This window comes from Streptomyces sp. WMMB 322 (genome assembly GCF_900090145.1).
GTDB lineage: Bacteria > Actinomycetota > Actinomycetes > Streptomycetales > Streptomycetaceae > Streptomyces.
Genome location: NZ_FMHI01000002.1, coordinates 170,870 through 190,423, shown reverse-complemented (window position 1 = coordinate 190,423; position 19,554 = coordinate 170,870). Strand labels below are relative to the sequence as shown.

Below are 19,554 nucleotides of genomic sequence, written 5' to 3'. Positions count from 1 at the left end.
GGCGCCCGGCGCCCTGCGCGGGCCGGTGGCGGGCCCGTGTGGGCCTTGTCTCAGAAGCGTGCGGCGAGCAGGACGACGTCCTCGGCCCTGCTGCCGGGCCCGCCCGGCCGTCCGGTGCCGCCGGAGTCCGGGTTCTCGCCGGACGGCAGGGCCGTGCGCAGGACGTGGTCGACGAGTGCCTCGGGGTCGGAGCGTGCGGCGGGAGGCGCGCACGCTGCGGCGGAGTGCAGCCGCGCGAACGCCCGGTCCATCTCCTCGCCGGTGCGGTGCAGCAGCCCGTCGCTGTACAGCAGCAGCGTTTCTCCTTCGTACAGCGACAGCGCGACGCTCGGCGCCTCCCAGCAGGCCAGCATGCCCAGCGGCGCGGAGAGCGTCGTCTCGACGTACTCGGTGCGGTGCTGCCCGACGATCAGCGGCGGGCAGTGGCCGGCGCCGGCGAGCAGGATCCGGCGCACCGACGGCTCGGCGTAGGCGAAGAGCGCCGTGGCGGACCGGGCGGGTTCCGTCAGGCGCAGCAGCAGCTCCAGGTCGGAGAGGACGGCGACCGGGTCCTCGCCCTCCATCACCGCGTACGCGCGGAGCGAGGCGCGCAGCCGCCCCATCGCCGCGACCGTGCCGGGGCCGCTGCCCGTGACGCCGCCGACCGAGAGCCCGAGGGCCCCTTCGGGAAGCGGCAGCGCGTCGTACCAGTCGCCTCCGCCGCCCGGCCCGGTCAGGTGCCGGACGGCCAGCGCGACGCCGGGAACCCGCGGGAGCCTGGAGGGCAGCAGCCCTTCGCGCAGGGCGGTCAGTTCGGCGCGGGTACGGGCGAGTTCGAGGTGCCGGGCGATCTGCTCGCTGGCGCAGCGGAGGTAGAGGCCGAGCAGATGGCGCTGGCGCGCGGTCGGTTCGGCGGGCTCGTCGTACAGCCAGACGGCGGCGCCGATGCGCGGGGCGTCGGAGGTGGCGATGCGGGTCGCGTAGCTGGCGGCGTAGCCGAGGCGGGCGGCGACCTCGCGGTGACGGGGGTCGAGGGTGTCGTCGGTGGCGATGTCGGGGTGGGTGATCTCGGGGTAGCCCCGGTTCCCCTCGCGGCCGGGGACGAGGTCGCCGTCGTCGTCGGTGGGGGTGCCCGCGTCGCGGGCGCGGACGCCGTCGGCCGGTTCCGGGAGGGACGGGAGGCCGTCGAGGATCCGCGCGTAGGAGGAGGAGCTGCGCGGCACGGTCTCCAGCTCGCCGATGTCGGCGCGGCCGAGCCCGAGGCCGATGGTGCGTTCGGGGCTTTCGCTGTCGACGGAATCGAGCGCGACGAGCCCGCGGCGGGCCCCGACGAGGGTTGCTCCGGCGCGGAGGGTCTCGCGCAGCGCGTCGTCGAGTGTGGGGGTGCCGGACAGCCGTTCCGCGAGTTCCTGAAGGGTCGTCAGGTCGGTGACCCAGCTGGCCAACCGGTCGTGGACGGCGGCGAGCTGCTCCGACGACGCGTCCGAAGCGGGGGGCGCAGTTTGCTGTGGCGGGGAGATCACGGGTTTGAATCCGGCCACTTTCGACCGCTGCGAGGCGCTCATGGGTGCGTTCTCCCGCAGTGGTTCCTCTCTCTGCATTGCATCGCAAACCCCCATGTCACGCTGCTCCGCTGGCAATGCACAAGATGTACACGTAGCGATAACAGGATGTCCAGCATCGTCCTTGCACTACGAATGGTGTCCGCTTGCCGTTGTTGACTTAAGGGGGGCGGGCCGCGGTTGCACGAGGTTGGCGTAAAATCGCCTGTGAGAGACGGCATTTGCTGTCGACTGGAGCAGCCCCGCACATCTGCTCGCTTCCACGACCCCGAGGAAGCGCAGGCCGGAGCATCGGCACAGCTGTCGCGGGTACGGAACCCGGTGAGGGAGCAGCACGTCTTACGAGGCAGTTGGCCTCCCCCTTTCCGGTCGGCGACACGCACAGCCAGCACGGCCGGCACAGGCGCAATACCAAGCGTTATCCAGGGCACCAGCACAGGTGGCGGCAGGGCGACCGAGCTCGGACGTCGCATCGCCCACCGCTGTGTTCCACGCTCGACTACGGCATGACCGCGGTTTTCCTACGCGCAGTGAGCAGTGAGTGACGTGTTGTGATGGGCTGAACGATCTCTGTCGGGACGATCTGTTGGCGTTCACGGAAAGGAACGAGCGCACATGCGCGAGATCCTCGGAAGGCGACGCATGAACCGGTCTTCGCTGCGCAACGCGGCGCTGCACTGTGCCACCCACTGGCAGTGGCCCGTACTGCCCGGAGCTGCCCTTACCCCTCCCTCCTCCGCTTCGTCCTCCTCGTCCGCCAGTGCGCACCACTCCAAACGTCCGCTCACCACGGTCTGCTCGTGCCCCGACGCCGACTGTGTCGTACCCGGTGCGCACCCCTTCGACCCCGTGCTCCTCGCCGCGACCACGGACCCGCGGATGATCCACTGGTGGTGGACCAACAGGCCCGCCGCACCGCTGATTCTGGCCACCGGCGGCCGCGCGCCCTCCGCGCTGAGCCTGCCGGCGATCGCGGGCGCCCGGGCGCTCGCCGAACTCGACCGGCGCGGGCAGCGGCTCGGACCGGTCGTGGCGACGCCCACGCGCTTCACGCTTCTCGTCGCGCCGTACGGCCTGGAGGAGCTGGGCGAGCGGCTCTACGCCCATGACTGGGTGCCGAGTTCGCTCCGGTTCCACGGCGAGGGCGGCTACATCGCGCTGCCGCCGTCCCACACGGGCGCGGGCCGCGTGCGGTGGGAGCGGGAGCCCGCGGCGGCGGACGGCAAGGACGGCCCGGACGGCCGGGACGGCGCAGTCCGCAAGGCAGCCCGGCGGGGCACCTTCCGCGGCTCGCGGGCCGCGCGGCGCGGCGGCCTCACCACCGCCGTTCCGTTTCTGCCCCGCATGGAGAGTGTGCTCGACGTCCTCGTCGAGGCGAGCGCCACGGCACCCGATTCCGGGACGAGCCTCACGTATTGAGGCCGGTGCCGGCCGCCCGCTCCCCGGAGCGCAGCGCGGCCGGCTGGTCCGCTTCACTCGTACGGGTACGAACTGGCAGACGCCGTACGGGGAATGGACGGTCACGCGGGGGAGCGGGTCGCTACCGCCCGATATGTTCGCCTCACCGCCTCCGGTGCGCCCCGCCCACCCCGGGCCGGCACCGGCACCTCCTCCCCCGCCAGTGAGCCTTCCTCCATGCTTCAGCAGCAGCCGCGGCCCCGTACGTCCGCGTCGCATCTCTCCCTGACCGCACTCGCCTGCACGGTCGTGCTCGCCGGCGTACTGCCCATCGCGGTGGCAACCGCCGGGCCCGCCGCCGGTCCGGACGAAGCGTCGGGACCGGCTGCAGCAGCGCACGCTCCGGCGGCGTCCCCGCCGGACGGGCCTGTGCTCGGGGGCCGTACGGGGCACCACGTCCGCACTGTCGGACCAGGTCGCGCCGAGGCCGCGGCCGGGAAGTCCATGAGCCGGGCGCCGGCGTCGTGCGGTCCCGAACTCACCACTCCGGAAAGGCTGTCGGCGCAGACCTGCGTCCTGTCGGAGGGCGGCCGCACGTGGGCGCGGACGTACTACCGCAACTCCACCGGCTCACCGCTGAGTGCCGCGCTCACGCTCACGCGCCCCGACGGGAGCGCGCTGAGTGCCCGCTGTGCCGTGCCGTCCGGAGGGAGGCCCGGAGTGTGCGAGACGCCCCGGGAACTCAGCCGCGCGGGCGGCCGTCCGTACGCCGCGACGGCAGAGGCGGGAACCGCCGACGGGGACCGGCTGCTGCTGCGTTCGGCGAGCAACCCCGTTGCAGGCTGAGCGAGTTGGGGAGGCCGCAAGCACCGGCACCGGAAGCGCACATGCAAGAACCCGGTCGCTGGCGACGGGGGATGCACCAGCGACCGGGCTCCTAGAAAGGTAACAAGAGATCCGGCGTTAGCAAATTCGATCGCGCAGATCCGGACGTCGATTTACCTGCCGGTATGCGCATTCATAAGTCAGTTGTGACGCGTGTCACGTCACACTTTCTCCCTGACCTCATTGCGGAACGGTCGCCTCCGTCAACTCAGAGTGATCTGCCGGTTCATGAGACCACTGCGGGCGCGCCGCTCGTCCGCGGTCAGCGCCGCGTCCGAGGAGAGCGCCTCCGCCAGCCGCTCGTTGAACCCGGCCGCCGGCTTCTCGCAGTCCTCCGAGGTCATGCTGCGCGGCAGGTCCCACACAGGCACCATCAGTCCGTGCGCGCGGAAGGAGCCGACGAGACGCGTGTCCTCACCCAGCGAGGAGGCACCCGCCGCGTGCAGACGCGCCAGCGCGTCGAGCAGCTTCTCCTCCGGGTGCGTCATCACCCAGCGCAGGTGATTCTTCTCCGGCGTCTCGCACCAGTACGCGCCCTGCCCCACCGACAGCCTGGCCGTCGGGATCGCGGCCGAATTGGCACGCTCCAGGGAAGCGGCGACCTCGCCCGTCGCGCTGTCCGAACCGTCCCCCAGCCAGAACTCGAAGCCGCTGTGCACCTCCGGTGCGAAGGGGGCCTCGGGATCGAGCAGATCCTGAAGCCGCGGCCCGTCCGGGGCGGCACGTCCCGCGTCCACGGGGGAGCCCGGCTCGGCGTCGAAGGCCCGGGTGAGAGTGTCCGCCAGGTCGCGGCTGATGTCGCCGGAAGAGGTGTCGTTCTGCAGACCCAGCAGCACCTCGCCGTTGTCCCGGCGGAGCGCGGGCCACGCCATCGGCAGCACCGTCGCCAGCGTCACCGCCGGAACCCCCTCCGGCAGGCCGCCCTTGAGCGTGAGCTGTGCCGTGGCCGCGGGCACGAGCTCGCGCAGCGCGACCCAGTCGGCCTCTCCGGCCAGCCCTTCGAAGGGGCGCTGCACCAGCTCCGTGGCGGCGTGCGAGGCGGCGCGCCCGTGGCACGCCTTGTAGCGGCGCCCTGAACCGCAGGGGCAGGGCTCGCGCGCACCGACGACGGGCACCTCCCCGTCGACTGGTTGCGGTGCTGTCGCCTTGGACTGGGGGCGGCGCTTCTTGGCCATGGCGTGCGGTTCTCCAGGTCTGCGGTGGTCGGGAGGGCGGCCTCGGGCCCGTTGGGGACGTTCGGCGCCGGTGTCCTTGCTGCTCGGTCTGCGGGTCGTTCTGCGGGTCGTTCTGCGGGTCGGTTCGTCTGCTCGGTCCGTGCTCTCGGCGCTCTCGCTCCGCGCGGCCGCTCGCTGCGGCTCGCGCCGGGGCCGCCCCCGGTCGGTGTCCGGGGCCGCGGCTCCGTGGCGGGCGACCGGTGCCCGCCCGCGCGGGAGACGTGCGCCAACTGTCGCCGCGAGCCTAGCCGGTGGGCTCCGGTGCGTAAGGCGTTCCGCGTGTCGGTGCCGTGTGCGCCTTGTGCGCCGTCGTCCGGCACGCGGCCGCGCCGGGACCGACGGGACCGACGGACGGCCGGGATCGACGGTTATGTGGACCGACCGTACGGCCGGGACCGACCGGACCATCCGACCGGACGGCCCGGATCGCTGCGCAGGTTCCGCACGTCGCACGTCGCACGTCGCACGTCGCACGTCGCACGTCGCACGTCGCACGTCGCGCGCCCGTGCGCCTCGTCGCGGTTCAGCGCACCTCGTCGGCGGCCGCCATGTCGAACGCCAGGCTCTCCTCCAGCAGGCCCCGGCCGACGCCGGAACCCGCCGACAGCACCACCCAGACGGTGACACCGCTCGACGGCTCGGTCTCCGACTGCCTTACTCCGCCCGGGAATTCGTGCCGCTCCTCCCGCACACCCCAATCACGTGCGAGAGCACCGATGATGGCGAGCCCGCGGCCGCCCCGGGCACTGACCGAAGGAGTGGCGGGAAGAGGCCGGGTGGGACCACCGCCGTCGGTGACGGAAATCGTCAACTCGCCGTCGCCGCCGTGGTTCCAGCTCGCCCGTACGGAATCGTCGTGACTCAACGGCCGCGCGTGCCGGCACGAGTTGCTGAGCAGTTCGGAGAGGACCAGGACCGCATCGTCGACGACCGATTCCGCCGCCCCGCTCGCAAGCAGGTCGGCGCGCATCCTGCGCCGAGCGGCCCCCACTCCGGCGGGACCGTGAGGCACGGTCATCGTCGACGAAGCAGGCACGTTCTGTGCCATAACGAACGCCACCCCCGAGACCTCCTTTGCCCCACGCCAATTCGATGAATGCCCACCGAACGTCTGGCGGAAACCGGCCACGCAAGGCTGCTTGACGCATTTCGCCGGATCGAATACAGGGCGAATGCACCCGTGCGCCGCAGGTAAGAGGCATGGAACGAGGGCGAATTGAGTCCGCCCGGCACCCGCCGCAGAGCGCGGCGTGTGTCGCACATAACACGAAGACGACAATTCGGTGCCTCAGCGCAGCTGGGAGAGCACCTCCTGTGGCCGGTTCGTGATCACCGCGTCCACCCCGAGGCGCACGCACAGCTCGACGTCCTCGGGCTCGTTCACCGTCCACACGTGCACCTCGTTGCCCTGCCGGTGGGCACGCTCCACGTACTCGGGGCGCGCCCGCAGGATGCGCAGGCTCGGCCCGGCGATCCCCACGCCGGGCGGCAGCCGTCCGTCACGGTGCCGCGGCAGCAGCAACTGCATGAGATAGACGGTCGGGATGTGCGGTGCGGCGGCCCTTATGCGGTGCAGTGAGCGCGCCGAGAAGCTCATGACGCGCACGGAGGGGACGACGTCCCGGTACTTCTCCAGCAGCTCCAGCAGGCGGGCCTCCACCTGTCCGGCCCAACGCGAGGGATGTTTGGTCTCGACCGCGAGACCGACGGGCTGCGGCGCCTCCGCCACGAGCTGGAGCAGACGCTCGAGAGTCAGTACCGAGGTACGGTCACTGGTCTCCTGGTCGGGGGACTCGTACGGGTCCTCGTCCGGACCTTCCTTCTTCCACGAGCCGAAGTCGAGGGCGGCCAGATCGGCGAGCTCGAGAGCGGAGACCGCGCCCTTCCCGTTGGAGGTGCGGTTGATCCTGCGGTCGTGGACGCACACGAGATGACCGTCGGCCGTGAGCCGCACATCGCACTCCAGGGCGTCCGCGCCGGCCTCGATCGCCTTGCGGTAGGCGGCAAGCGTGTGCTCGGGAGCCGCCTCGGACGCACCACGGTGCGCGATGACGGCGACCGGGCGAGAAGGGGAGAGCCGAGACCCGGGGCTGCTGTCAGTGCTCACCGGGTTATCGTGCCACCCGGGCAGAGGCGGCCGCGGGGGCTCTGGCTGAGGGAGTGCCCGTAATGTCCGCATGTAAGGGACGGCTTCCCCGGTCCGGGCGGCGTCTTACGCCCGTCTGACGCACCATGGGAAAGGCTGTGGACACGGAAGCCGGGATGCGGATCGGCCCGGCTTGCGACGGCGTGTAGCTGATGAGGAGATACCTGTGAGCACCGAGAACGAGGGCGCTGCCGCCACGCCGGCGGCGGGGCCTGAACCCACGCCCCCCACGGTGCAGGACAGAGACGCGCACCGAGCTGCTGCCGGCGCCACCGAGCCCGAAGCCGCCGACCGTCAGGGGCAGAGCATGAGCAAACCCGAGTCCACTCCGCCTGCACCGCCCGCCCCCGCCGGGCCCCCGACGCCGCCCCCCGCGCCCTCCGGGCAGCCGACACAGCCACTGGCCGGCTTCGGCGACGCGGGCACACCGGGCGGCGGCCACGGCCAGGGCGCCCAGCCCCCCGGCGGCCCCTGGGGCAGCGGCGTTTCCGGCCAGTCCCCGTACGGCGGTACCGGGGCGGGCGACTCCGGCCCGGGCGGACCGGGCGCCGGGGGACCGCAGTACCCGTGGGGCGCCCCGCCGGCGCCGCCGGGTCCGCCTCCGGGCGGCAAGCGCGTCTCGACCGGGCTCGTCACGGCGATCCTCGTGGGTGCGCTCGTCGCAGGAGGCATCGGAGGCGGCATCGGCCAGTGGGTCGCGAACGAGCAGGACGGCTCGTCCACCACGATCAGCTCCGGCTCCGACTCCAGTGCACTCAACCGCTCCCCCAAGTCCGTCGCAGGTATAGCCGGCAAGACCCTCCCCAGCGTCGTGACGATCGAGACCCAGGGCGGCGGCGAGGAAGGCACCGGCACCGGCTTCGTCTTCGACAAGCAGGGCCACATCCTCACCAACAACCACGTCGTGGCCTCCGGCGCCGACGGAGGCGGCCTCTCGGCGACGTTCTCCGACGGCAAGAAGTACGAGGCCGAGGTCGTCGGCAAGGCACAGGGGTACGACGTCGCGGTCATCAAGCTGAAGAACGCCGACGACCGCAAGCTCTCGCCGCTGCCGCTCGGCAAGTCCAACGAGGTGAAGGTCGGCGACGCCACCATCGCCATCGGTGCGCCCTTCGGCCTCTCCGGCACCGTGACCACGGGCATCGTCAGCGCCAAGAACCGTCCGGTGGCATCCAGCGACGGCCAGGGCACCAACGCCTCCTACATGAACGCGCTGCAGACCGACGCATCCATCAACCCCGGCAACTCCGGCGGCCCCCTGCTGAACGCTCAGGGCGCGGTCATCGGCGTCAACTCCGCCATCCAGTCGGCCGGCGGCGGCGACGGCGGGCTCGGCCAGGGCCAGTCCGGCAGCATCGGCCTGGGCTTCGCCATCCCGGTCAACCAGGCCAAGCGGGTCGCCCAGCAGCTGATCAAGACCGGCACGCCCGTCTACCCGGTCATCGGCGCCACGGTCACCATGGACCAGAAGGGCGGCGGCGCGGTCATCTCCGACCGCGGCGAGAACGGCCGGAGCGCGGTCACCAAGGGCGGCCCCGCCGACAAGGCCGGCCTGAAGCCCGGCGACGTCATCACCAAGCTCGACGACACGACGATCGACAGCGGGCCCACCCTGATCGGCACGATCTGGACGCACACCCCGGGCGAGAAGGTCGAGATCACGTACAAGCGGGACGGAAAGGAGTCCACCACCGAGGTGACTCTCGGCTCCCGCAAGGGCGATCAGTGACGGCTCCGCCCATTCGCTAGGCTGACCCCCGCGTCGACCATGACGGGCGACGCGGGGAGGTGTGCCCGAGCGGCCGAAGGGAACGGTCTTGAAAACCGTCGTGAGGTAACCCCTCACCGTGGGTTCGAATCCCACCGCCTCCGCAGAGGTCAGAGAACTAGCAGGTCAGAGGGCGCGTCTCCGGGTTGGAGACGCGCCCTCTGCGTTGCGGTCTGTCTCACCCAGTTCCCCGTGTTTCTCGGCCTTGGCCAGCCTGTGTGGGCCATCTGTGGGCCAGGATCGCCGCCTTACGCACCGTCATCGGTCCCCTGCGCCAGCTGCTTTCGGCACCAAGCGTTGACATGGCTGTGCATGGTCATATTCCGTCTGTGTTCAGTGACTTGGTGTTGGTGTGGCCATTTGCGGTTGGTCGGGGCAGAGGATGTGCAGGTTTGGGGTTTATGTCGGACTCAGAGAAAGTCAGTAGTTGCGGGCTCTGCGCCATGTAAAGAGCCTGGTCAGTGAGTGTGCTCCCCGCGCCCGCGGGGATGGTCCCCCAGATCACCCACGCCGCAGACGCCTGGGTCTCGTGCTCCCCGCGTCCGCGGGGATGGTCCCGGGCCCGGACAAGCCGACCCGGAGGACTTGTAGTGCTCCCCGCGCCCGCGTGGATGGTCCCTGCAAGGGCGCCGCGGAGGTGAAGATCTAGGCGTGTGTCGGCGGGGGAGGCCGGAAGGGCTACCCATCCGGGACGGGTAGCCCTTCATTTGTTCACCTTGGGGCCCGGGGGATCGCCTCAAGCATCGCCATTGAGCCGCTCCTCGATGAGTTGATTTGCACGTGTCTGCTCGCCGCGGAGGATCTTCATCCAGTTCCTTCGCCGCGTCGAGGGCTACCCAGAGCAGCTCAGCAGGTCACGCACAACTTCTGTTGAGTTCAGGTGAGTTGCTGCGTACACCGCTATGGTGGGGGGTGATCGCGGCGCTGGCCCGATCAGGAACGAACAGTTCGGTGATGAAACCGGCTGTTTGCAGAGGTTTGGGGGGACCTTGCTACCTGTGCTGTCCGTGCCAAGTCTCAGACGGCTGACTCTCCCGGCCAACGCTCGTGTGCGAGCCCGCCGGTGACTGGGATGACGACCAATGGCCCACGCAGAGAAGTGCTGTCGCGGATCCTGGCCGGCGGAGCCCGGATCGACGGTCAAGAGGTCTCCTTACTCGGTGACTTGACCGGTCGCCTCAGCAACAATCTTCGTCAGGCCGGTGCAGGCTCGGGAAGCCTGGTCATCCAGGCCGGCTTACAGGGCCGTGAGCTCTTGATCGCCACATTGGCGACCTGGGCGGTGGATGCCGTGCCGCTTCCGTGCTCCAAGCCACCGCAGATGGATGTGACGCGGAGCGCCTATGTCATGGATCAGGCGGGCACCGTCCGGGCACCGGCCGTGGACGCGCCCGTGGAGGAAATGGACTCCACCCTTGCCCTGCACCTGAGTTCGGGCAGCACCGGCCGGCCCAAGGCAGTCCGCCGCGGAACAGCGAGTGTGTTGGGCGAGGCCCATGGATACCGCGTCAAGCTCGGGATGGGGCCCGCCTCCCAGGTCCTCGTACCGATTCCTCTGATGCACTCCTTCGGTTGGGGATTCGCGGTGAGTGCGCTGCTGAACGGCGCAGATGTGGACGCCGAACCGGTGGTGCGCATGTCCCGGCTGGCCGGAAAGATCGATGGAGGCTGGGGCGAGGTGCTCGGCTTGACCCCACCTGTCGCCCGGCTTCTCACGGACACCCGTCCAACTGGGACCGCGGGGCGCCTTCGTACCGCGATGGTCGGCGCGGGGCCCGTCAGTGAGGGGTTGGCCGTCCAGTTCCGGAAGCGTTTCGGTGTTCCTCTGTCCCGGGGATACGGCTCGAGCGAAACCGGCGCGATCTTCATCGGGAAGCAAGGCATCGGCAACCCCATCCCGGGCGTTGAGATCACCCACCCGGCACCCGGTGCGCGCGGTGAGCTGCGTCTGCGGATGGACGCACCCGTCCAGGGCTACCTGGGCGAGGAGCCGGACTCCGCCCACGAGTGGAACACCGGGGACATCGTGGATCACCACAGCGGCGGGGAGGTCCACTTCGTCGAACGCGCACGTCCGGCGCTGCGGCTCAACGGTCGGTTCGTCGACGTCAAGGAGGCGGACGAGGCGCTGAGGGCCCTTCCGGGTGTCGAGGACGTCTATCTCTTCGCGCTTCCCCGCAAGGAGACCCCTGAGCAGGAGGACTTCTGCGCGGTGGTCGCGGGACCGGATGCCGACCGGGCGGAAGCCGAGCGGGTTCTGCGCCGGCTCGTCGACGGCTTGGCGGCGCCACGTGTGGTGCTCTGCGAGAAGCTGCCTGTGGACATCGTCGGCAAACCGGACCGCGAAGAACTGAAAAGACTTGTGACCCGGGGGGATTAGCTTCATGCACATCGCATCTTCGGACGGGATCCGTCTGCTCGAACTGGAACGTCTGGTGGCACGCCTCGTGGCCCGGCGTCTGTCCGGAACCCCCGGAATCGGAGCCGAGGAGGCCGAGTCCTTCCTGGCGCAGATCGACGAACAGCGGAACACGGACCTTTCTCTTCTCGGCCTCAGTTCGCTCGACTGGATGGCACTCGCGACCGAGGTGGAAGAACTGAGCGGGACCGAGCTGGCCGACGAGGTGCTTCTCGACCCGGGGAAGCGCACCGTGGCCGGCTGGGCCGGCTGCCTCTGCTCCGCCGGTGCTGAGATCACTGAAATGCCTGGCTAGGAGTGGTGCAGCCCGGCGCAACCCGCGGCACCCGCAATCCGTCGACGCCTGGGAAAGGGAAGCCAGTGGCCCAAGCGGCCGAGCGACTTCTGTCGCTGATGACCGGTACGTGGATCTCGCAGTCGGTGTACGCCGGAGTGCGGACCGGCGTCCTCGACGTTCTCGGTGAAACTCCCCGCAGCGCCGCGGAAATAGCAAAGACGGCAGTGTGCGACGAGCAAGCCGTATCGCGGCTGCTCCGGCATCTGTCAGGGCTGGGCCTCGCGGAGCGGAACGCGGAGGACGCCTACACGGCCACCAGCCTGACCCGTCTGCTCCAACCGGGCGGCAACTTCCGGGACTTGGTGGTCTTCTACGGTGAAGACTGCTATTCGGCATGGGCCCATGTGGCCAACTCGGTCCGGACAGGAGGAACGGGGTGGCTGCAGGAATTCGGACAGGAGCAGTTCGAGTATTTCGGCGCCGATGCTCTCCGGGCGCGGCGCTTCGACCGCGCCATGGCCGCCTGCGCACAGATCGTCGCGCGCGAACTGTGCAATTCCTATGACTTCTCGGGGGTTTCGCATGTCGTGGACATCGGAGGCGGCAACGGGGAGCTCCTGAAGTCCGTTCTCGAGGCCGCACCACGAACGACCGGATGCGTTGTCGACCGGGACCACGTTGCCGAGGGACTGAACCGTGAGTTCGCCGATCACTCGCTGAAGTCCCGGCTCGGAGCAGTTCCCGGGGATTTCTTCGAAAGACTCCCGGAGGACGGCGACCTGTATCTTCTGTCGCGTGTTCTCCACGATTGGGACGACATCCGATGTGAGCGACTGCTCGATGTCTGCCGGGCTGCCATGTCACCTGGCGACAAACTCCTGATCATCGAAAGGCTTCTCCCGGAAGACGACTCCCTGTCCCTCGCCTCCTGGTGGGACATGCAGATGCTTGTCGTCACTGGTGGCCGCGAGCGATCCCGTTCCGAGTATGTCTCCCTGCTCGAGGGAGCCGGCATGCGGTGCACGTCGGTGCGTCCGCTGGCCTTGGGGACCTTCCTGCTGGAAGCGGTGCTTCCGTAAGGCACCCCGCGACGACTCGGTTCTCGCTGGAAAATCTTGATTCGCGCCGACAACTGGAATAGCCGACTCCGTTACCCGCCGGAGTTGCGCAGATGGAATGAGAACCTCCGTTCCGATGTCGAATCACTCTCCCTTCCCGGATATGCTCGGCTCCGTTTTCCTCACTTATTACGTGCCCGTCTGGTGGCCGAATACAGCCGTCGACTCCGGAGGTATTCGAGCCGACGCACCGCGGATTATTGGATTCCGCTCCCACCGCGGTTGCTTGCCTTCTGTGGTCTCCGGGTGAGGGGGGGGGAATCGCAAAGTGACACCAGCAGCTGACCACGCGCTCATGAGCAGCGATTTCATCGCGATACCGGCCGGTCGGGCCGGCACCGGAGGGACGCTCGATTTCCCCATCGGGCGCGGCGGAAATCGCGATTCCTGCAACACCGCACGGCCCCCTGGAGGCGGCTCCAACAGCTGCCAGGGAAGTGGATATCCGGCCATAATTACACGGTTGACGCCATGTGGAGCACTAAGTACTTTGACATTTCAAGGGAGAGCATCTTCAGCCCTACGAAGGAGATACGAAAATGGCTGTTACGGCCACAACTCAGTTCACCTCCGAGCAGGTAGCGGAGGCCGAGAAGGCGGCCCTGGCACTCGAGGCACTGGTGTCTCGCCTCGGTTCTGACAAGGCCTTCGCAGAAGCGCTGCAGGAGAACCCGCGTCAGGCTCTCAGCGACGCCGGTCTCGTCCTCGTCAAAGAGTCGATGGAGGCGCTGATGCTCGTCGACTCCGAGCGTTTCGACAAGGCCTGTGAGTCGCTGTTCGACTTGGTCGACTCCGACTTCCTCATCACCATGAGCACCCCGTCCTGCGGCTGACCGAGGCCGCTTGACCGCGGATCTGCGCAAAGCGGCTGAAGCATTCCGCAGATTCGAGTTCAACCGCTCAGCTGGGGCACAGGGTGTTCGCTGCTATTCGGCGGCCCTTGTGTCCCAGTCATGTCCGCAGGCGAAAGGTTCAACATGTCGCGCGTGGTGTTGGTCAACCTTGCGAGTCTCCCCATGGCCGGCAACGAGCCGATCTTTCCCATCGGTGTCCGGTGCGTACAGGACGCATTGGACCGTGCCGGACACGAGACGCTGCTGGTGGATTTCGTCCAGACGCCGGACCAGCTGACCAGTTTCGAGTGGCTCGACCGCGACTGGGACGTGATCGGGTTCACCATACGAAACATCGACCCGATCGAAATCGCCTGCGACACCCACGTGGACAACTACGTCTCATTCGTGCAGCGGGTGAGGGAAGAACTCTCCCGACGTGCTCAAGACCCTGTACTCATCGGTGGTGGGCCGGGTTTCAGTCTCTTTGCCGGCACACTGGTCGAAAGACTGGGACTCGACGCCGGCGTCATCGGGCCGGGCGAGCAGGTCATGCTCGACATAGCCCGGCACCCCGGCTCGTTCCGGGGGCGGAGCCTGGTCCTGCAGGGCAGACGGCACGCGGAATTCCTGACGGATGTCCTTCACCATCCCCCACTCCTCATGGGCGCCTACTCGGATTCGCACAAGGCGATGATCGGTGTCGAGACCCGCAGGAAGACCTGCTACCAGGGTTGCGCCTACTGCCCCTACGCCTACATCGACGGCGACAACAGCGGGGATCTCAAGCCGATGGACGTGCTGGCCGACGAGATCCGCGGCATCCACCGTGCCGGGTACCGGCGGGTGTTCTTCACCGACGGGATCTTCAACAGCGAACTGCGCTACGCGAAGGAAGTCGTCCGGCTGGTTCACGAGCTCCGGCTGGAAGGGCTGACGTGGTCGGCCTACTTCACGCCGAAGCCCTTCGACGACGAGTTCGCCGGGCTGCTGACCGACAGCGGGGTGGAGAACGTCGTCGTCTCGCCCGACAGCCTCGACGACGAGGTGATGGCCAACCTCGGAAAGTCCTTCCGCACCAGGCACGTCTCACGCTTCCTGGACAGAAGCCGGAGGCACTCGCTGCCTGTGAGGGTGAACGTCGTCTTCGGCGGCCCGGGCGAGACGAGGGAGACGGCACGTAACAGCGCCCGGTTCATCAACGACAATCTCGAGGACGACGAGCTCGTGATGCACGTTGGATACCGCATCCTTCCCGGTACCGGACTCTCGCGTCAGGTGCGGATGGCGGAGTCCAGTCTGCTCTACCCCACTTACTACCCGTTCGACCTCGGAGTCTTCCACTGGGTGATCCAGGATCTGGACTCCCGCTTCGTGACCCCCCAGCTGATGATGAACCTGCTGGCCGGCCGGACCGCCGCGCGGCGCATGCTCGAGGTGGAGGGCACGGCCGACACCGCGCCGCCGCCAGGAACCACCTTCATCGCGCTGACCAGTGCGTCCGAAGCGAGCAGAGGTGGCTGCGGCTAGCGTGAAGGATTTCACCGCGCGTCCTCTCGCGGCAGACGACGTCGACTCGGCATTGCGGCTGTGTGACATCGACGGCATCGACGGCAACGTGGTCCGCCGCGAACTCGCAGCGGAGCGGGACTACTGCTGGATGGGGCTGTTCACGGCGGACGGAACGCTGGCGAGCGTGCACCGCGGCATGCGGTGGCACGAGCGGCTGCTGCTGAAGGGCTTGTTCGTCGACGAGAGGTTCCAGGCGTCCGGTGCCGGTCTCCGGACGGTGCTCGCCGTCCGGGACTGGGCGAGTCGCAACGGCTTCCGGGGCGTGCTCGCCTGGGTGGAGCCCAGCAAGCCCGAAGCGCACCTGGCCCGGCGGCTGCGCATGCGTTGCGGCGGACCCCGCCTGCACCGCTACCTCATCCCGTTGCCGCACGCGCAAGAAGGGCTGCCGTCCGGCTCCGGTCCCGTGCGAACCGCCACCGGCACCCTCACGGTCCCCGTCCCGGACGGCAGCTCACCGGCAGTGGAGGAGCTGCTCGGGGTGGAGCAGTGCACCCCCGGCGCGATCCGCCTCGCATGGGTTCTGGACCGCTCGCGTCTCGTCCTGAGCGGCAATCCCTGTGATTCCGTCACCGACCTCGACACACTTGTGGAGGCGGCGAAGAGCCTGGCTCCGGCGACCGGGGCGACGTCGTTGGAGGTGCCCTTCGAAGCGGCAGACCTCCATTCCGCGCTGTGGCTCGCGGGTAACGCGGCCAAGAGACTCAGCCGTACTCCGGTCAGTCTCGGATTCGCGCCCTGCGGCGGAGAGCGACCGGCGGCGGTCGCGCCTGCGCGCAACGCGGCGTCGGCCGCCGAAGGGCGGGCGTAGATGAGGACGGCACGTGAGGCGCGACGGATATGCCTGACGGACACCCCACAGGCGGCGGCAGCGGCGTTCGAGAGGCGGGGTGTCGAACTGCCCGAGGTCCAGGCTCTCCTTTCCTCGGCGAGGGGCGAACCGGAGAGACACCGCTCGGAGACCATCGAGCTGTCGGACGCGTGGGGGCGCACCACCCGTACATCGCTGTACGTTCCGGAGACCAGGGGCCCCGCACGCAGGGGCGTCATCGTCGGTCTCCACGGCGTCGGCGGCTCGGGCGAGGAACTCGAGCCGAAATTCCGTGAGTTGGCGGACGCCTGCGGCGCCGTTCTGCTCTGTCCCACCGCGCAGCAGCCGGTTGACGAGGAGAGCAACTTCGACCTGGTGGGCCTCTTCGGCCGGCGGTTCTCCGAAGCGCGGTGGACGCCCGACCCGGGCGACTTCCCGATGCGTGCCCTCTCGTGGGCCCGGGAGAACCTCTCCGTGGACCCCGACCGCTGTGCTCTGGTGGGGGCGTCGATGGGGGGCATCGCGGCCTGGAATACGACGGCGAGGTGCTGGGACCGGACGAGCATGACGGGGTCTGTCAACGGGGCTCCCTCGGTCTGGGAGCTCTTCGGCCCGGACCGCACGATGCGCGAGCTGCTTCCCAACCTTCTCAACCTGCCGCTCGCGGTGATCCACGGTGGCCGCGACAAGCAGATCCCCAGCGCCTTGGACCGGGACGCCGTCGAGCATCTGAGGTCTTTGGGCCACCGGCGGATCTCGTTCGTGGAAGTGGCCGAGGGAGAGCACCAGTTGAGCACCATGCGGTTCGTGCCGGGCACCCCGCAGTTCGACAGCGTCGTGCGGTGCTTCAGGTCGTCGCGGCGCGAACCGTGGCCCCGCCGGATCGTGCATCGCGCACGAGAGTCCGGGGCCGGCCGGGCCCACTGGGTGGAGATCAGCCACATCACTCCTGGACGCGCGGCACATGTGGAGGCTCGCGCCACTGGACGCTCCGGCATCGACATACAAGTGACCGGTGCCTCCCGGGTCCGCGTTCTTCTGGGCGAGCAACTGGTGCGGCCGGGAAGGGTGTTCGTCCGGGTGAACGGCGAACCGCGCGAATACGAGTTCAGGCCCTCGTTGACCGACGTGATTTCCACCTATGCCGAGTCCGGGGCAGATCCCGGCCGCACGGCGCAGATGACCATCGACATCGAAGTTTCCGAGATCCGTGAGCGTGAGGGTTGATGATGCTGACTCGTGCAGAGATGCGCAGACTCCTGGTGGCCCGGGGCACCGAGCAGGAAGAGCTGTTCGCGGCAAGCCGCACGGCCCGGGACGCTCACTGGGGAAGGAAGGTCGTCACGCGAGGCGTGATCGAACTGACGAATGTGTGCAGGGTCAACTGCGACTACTGCCCCATGCGCCGTGACAACGTCCGCGAGAACGACACGTACTTCCTGACCGGTGATCAGATCGTCGACATCGCGGAGCTGATAAGGGACAGCGGGATCGACGTCATCCTTCTGCAGGGCGGGGAGACCCCCTCCGTGGTGCCCGCGCTCGAGGACGCGATACCGAGGATCCGGCAACTGTTCGGCGGGCACGTCGAGATCCTGCTCAACCTGGGAAATCTCAAGCGGGCCCAGTACGCGAGGCTCCGCGAACTGGGCGCCACGAGCTACATCCTGAAGCACGAGACGAGCGATCCCGAACTCCACTTCTCCATCCGTCACGAGTCGCTCGAGACAAGACTGAGATGCATGAACGACCTTCTGGAGCTGGGCTTCAAGGTCGGTACGGGGCTGATCTCCAGCCTGCCCGGCCAGAGTCTGGACAGCGTCATCGACGACATCCAGCTCGCCGGGGAACTCGGTGTGAGCATGTGCAGCGTGAGTCCGTTCATCCCCGCTCCGAACACGCCGATGAGCCTGTCGCCGATCGGCGACAACGAACTCGCCCTGAACGTGATCGCCTGCCTGCGGGTGTCGTATCCCCACCTCCTGATCCCGTCGGTCAGCGCTCTGGAACGAGCGGGGGACGGGGGGCAGTCGCGGGGCCTCGAAGCGGGCGCGAATGTGATGACGGTGAACTTCTCACGCGCTGTGGATCAGAAGCGGTACCTGATCTACGGAAAGGACCGCTTCGTCGTGACCTTGGACCACGTACGCGGCATCGCCGGAAAGTCGGGGCTCGAACTGCGTGGATCCGTGTTCCTGGAGGAGAACGTGACCACCGGAGGACACGTCAGGTGAGCTCTGCGGCGGACAGCGTGAACTCCGGGCGCTTCCTCAGATTCTGGATCGCTCAGTCCCTTTCACAGATGGGGCAGCGGTTCGGGCTTCTGGCGGTGCCCGTGGTGGCGATCGAGACCCTGGACGCCGGAAGTGACGAGGTTGGATACCTCACCGCGTCACTCACGGTCTGCTACCTGCTGGTCGGACTGCCGGCGGGTGCGTGGGTCGACCGATGGTCGAAGAAGTCGACGATGATGACGTCCGCGGTCGTCCGTGCCGTGGCGCTCGGGGCGGTCCCGTTGCTGTGGGCGGGCGGGCAGCTCGAACTGGAGTGGATGTACGCAGCCTGCGCCGTCGTCGGAGTCGCGTCGGTGTTCTTCGATGTCGCATACCAGTCGTACGTGCCCTTCATCGTCTCCGGCGAGGCGATTGAGCCCGCCAACGCGCGGCTGGAGGCGTCGGCACAGGTGTCCTCCGCCGGCGGACCGGCACTGGCCGGCGTGATTCTCAAGGTGGTGAGTGCGCCACTGGTACTCGCTGTCGACGCGCTCGCGTACGTGCTCTGCGCCGGCGTCCTGGCCACGGTCGAAGACGGCGAGCCGCGAAAGCGCGGAGGGGACACGGAGCGCTCCGGCCTCGGCAAGGAGATCCTGGGCGGGATCCGATTCGTCGTCCGCAACCCGGTGCTTCGGCGGCTGTGCGTCTCTGTCGGCGTCTCGAACTTCTTCGCGACGGTGGTGATGACGCTGACGCCTCTGCTCATTCTCAACGAGCTGGACCTGGGGGCGACGGTCATGGGTGTCGTGCTCGGTATCGGTGCACTCGGCGGACTCGCCGGTTCTCTCCTCCTGCCCCGGATCCGCCGTTCCCTGGCTGCCGGTGTGGTCATGGCGGCGGGCCTGCTGCTCGCGGCGGTGTCGATCGCGGCATTTCCGGCTGCAGGCGCGTTCCAGACCGGGGGATCCGTCGTGCCCACCGGTCTGGTCGTTCTGGGCCAGTTCGGAATGACCTTCGGGGCCGTCGTCTTCAACATCACCCAGGTCAGCGTGCGGCAGCGCGTGTGTCCCAAGGACCTGCTCGCGCGGATGAACGCCTCCATCCGGTTCGTGGTGTGGGGAAGCATGCCTCTGGCCGCGCTTCTCGCGGGATGGATGGGCTCTCGCATCGGAATCATGGCGTGCATGTGGATCGGCGTGGCGGGAGGAATGCTGACTGTCCTCCCCATTCTTGGCATGGGTCGTCTGATCCGCACGGAAGAGCAGAGCACGTTGGCCGGACTGCAGAACGCGTGAGCGGCAACGAATTCAGAGCAGGAAACCGGCCGGACGATCAGGAATTCGGTGCGGAAGAACAAATCCA

At 68.6% G+C, this 19,554-nt stretch carries 16 protein-coding genes and 1 tRNA gene; 13 read left to right on the top strand and 4 right to left on the bottom strand.

Going from position 1 to position 19,554, the window contains the following annotated elements; translation table 11 throughout:
- Positions 1-50: 50 nt before the first annotated feature.
- Entirely contained in the window at positions 51-1,544 is a 1,494-nt protein-coding gene (locus H180DRAFT_RS04365) for a PP2C family protein-serine/threonine phosphatase (protein WP_074466625.1), read from the bottom strand.
- 612 nt (positions 1,545-2,156) lie between these two features.
- Here H180DRAFT_RS04365 and H180DRAFT_RS04360 point away from each other — a divergent pair.
- Both H180DRAFT_RS04360 and H180DRAFT_RS04355 read left to right on the top strand, forming a co-directional pair.
- Positions 2,157-2,960 carry a bifunctional DNA primase/polymerase gene (locus H180DRAFT_RS04360; RefSeq protein ID WP_055484644.1) on the top strand — a complete coding sequence of 268 codons (804 nt, stop codon included), beginning with the start codon at positions 2,157-2,159 and terminating at the stop codon, positions 2,958-2,960.
- Between the two features lie 216 nt (positions 2,961-3,176).
- Positions 3,177-3,785: a hypothetical protein gene (locus H180DRAFT_RS04355; RefSeq protein WP_055484643.1), complete on the top strand. Its 609-nt coding sequence runs from the start codon at positions 3,177-3,179 to the stop codon at positions 3,783-3,785.
- A 242-nt stretch (positions 3,786-4,027) separates the two neighbouring features.
- On the opposite strand, the gene H180DRAFT_RS04350 is transcribed toward H180DRAFT_RS04355, so the two are convergent.
- The 3 genes from H180DRAFT_RS04350 to H180DRAFT_RS04340 form a co-directional block, all read right to left on the bottom strand.
- Positions 4,028-4,999 carry a DUF5926 family protein gene (locus H180DRAFT_RS04350; protein WP_055484642.1) on the bottom strand — a complete coding sequence of 324 codons (972 nt, stop codon included), beginning with the start codon at positions 4,997-4,999 and terminating at the stop codon, positions 4,028-4,030.
- Positions 5,000-5,561: 562 nt separating this feature from the next.
- On the bottom strand, positions 5,562-6,086 hold the full coding sequence (locus H180DRAFT_RS04345; RefSeq protein WP_254665871.1) for an ATP-binding protein: 525 nt from the start codon (positions 6,084-6,086) through the stop codon (positions 5,562-5,564).
- Positions 6,087-6,326: 240 nt separating this feature from the next.
- Entirely contained in the window at positions 6,327-7,145 is an 819-nt protein-coding gene (locus tag H180DRAFT_RS04340; protein ID WP_055484640.1) for a glycerophosphodiester phosphodiesterase, read from the bottom strand.
- Positions 7,146-7,350: 205 nt separating this feature from the next.
- On the opposite strand from H180DRAFT_RS04340, the gene H180DRAFT_RS04335 reads away from it, so the two are divergent.
- The 11 genes from H180DRAFT_RS04335 (at position 7,351) to H180DRAFT_RS04285 (ending at position 19,487) form a co-directional block, all read left to right on the top strand.
- A complete protein-coding gene (locus tag H180DRAFT_RS04335; protein ID WP_055484639.1) occupies positions 7,351-8,913 on the top strand; it encodes a S1C family serine protease in 1,563 nt (520 codons plus the stop codon).
- 55 nt (positions 8,914-8,968) lie between these two features.
- Positions 8,969-9,056: transfer RNA gene (locus H180DRAFT_RS04330), tRNA-Ser, on the top strand.
- A 1,217-nt stretch (positions 9,057-10,273) separates the two neighbouring features.
- Positions 10,274-11,332, top strand: a complete 1,059-nt coding sequence (locus tag H180DRAFT_RS04325) for an AMP-binding protein (protein ID WP_159033558.1) — start codon at positions 10,274-10,276, stop codon at positions 11,330-11,332.
- Between the two features lie 4 nt (positions 11,333-11,336).
- Positions 11,337-11,666 carry a phosphopantetheine-binding protein gene (locus tag H180DRAFT_RS04320; protein WP_055484637.1) on the top strand — a complete coding sequence of 110 codons (330 nt, stop codon included), beginning with the start codon at positions 11,337-11,339 and terminating at the stop codon, positions 11,664-11,666.
- A 65-nt stretch (positions 11,667-11,731) separates the two neighbouring features.
- Positions 11,732-12,727: a methyltransferase gene (locus tag H180DRAFT_RS04315; RefSeq protein ID WP_055484636.1), complete on the top strand. Its 996-nt coding sequence runs from the start codon at positions 11,732-11,734 to the stop codon at positions 12,725-12,727.
- Between the two features lie 578 nt (positions 12,728-13,305).
- Positions 13,306-13,599 (top strand): Os1348 family NHLP clan protein, encoded by a 294-nt coding sequence (locus H180DRAFT_RS04310; protein ID WP_055484635.1) that lies wholly within the window; start codon positions 13,306-13,308, stop codon positions 13,597-13,599.
- A 120-nt stretch (positions 13,600-13,719) separates the two neighbouring features.
- On the top strand, positions 13,720-15,129 hold the full coding sequence (locus H180DRAFT_RS04305) for a B12-binding domain-containing radical SAM protein (RefSeq protein ID WP_079099831.1): 1,410 nt from the start codon (positions 13,720-13,722) through the stop codon (positions 15,127-15,129).
- Position 15,130: 1 nt separating this feature from the next.
- On the top strand, positions 15,131-15,979 hold the full coding sequence (locus tag H180DRAFT_RS04300; RefSeq protein ID WP_055484633.1) for a hypothetical protein: 849 nt from the start codon (positions 15,131-15,133) through the stop codon (positions 15,977-15,979).
- A complete protein-coding gene (locus H180DRAFT_RS04295) occupies positions 15,980-17,206 on the top strand; it encodes an alpha/beta hydrolase (protein WP_055484632.1) in 1,227 nt (408 codons plus the stop codon).
- Entirely contained in the window at positions 17,206-18,213 is a 1,008-nt protein-coding gene (locus H180DRAFT_RS30040; RefSeq protein ID WP_055484631.1) for a biotin synthase BioB, read from the top strand. Before H180DRAFT_RS04295 ends, H180DRAFT_RS30040 begins: the two co-directional genes overlap by 1 nt.
- Entirely contained in the window at positions 18,210-19,487 is a 1,278-nt protein-coding gene (locus H180DRAFT_RS04285; protein ID WP_055484630.1) for an MFS transporter, read from the top strand. Before H180DRAFT_RS30040 ends, H180DRAFT_RS04285 begins: the two co-directional genes overlap by 4 nt.
- Positions 19,488-19,554 lie beyond the last annotated feature (67 nt).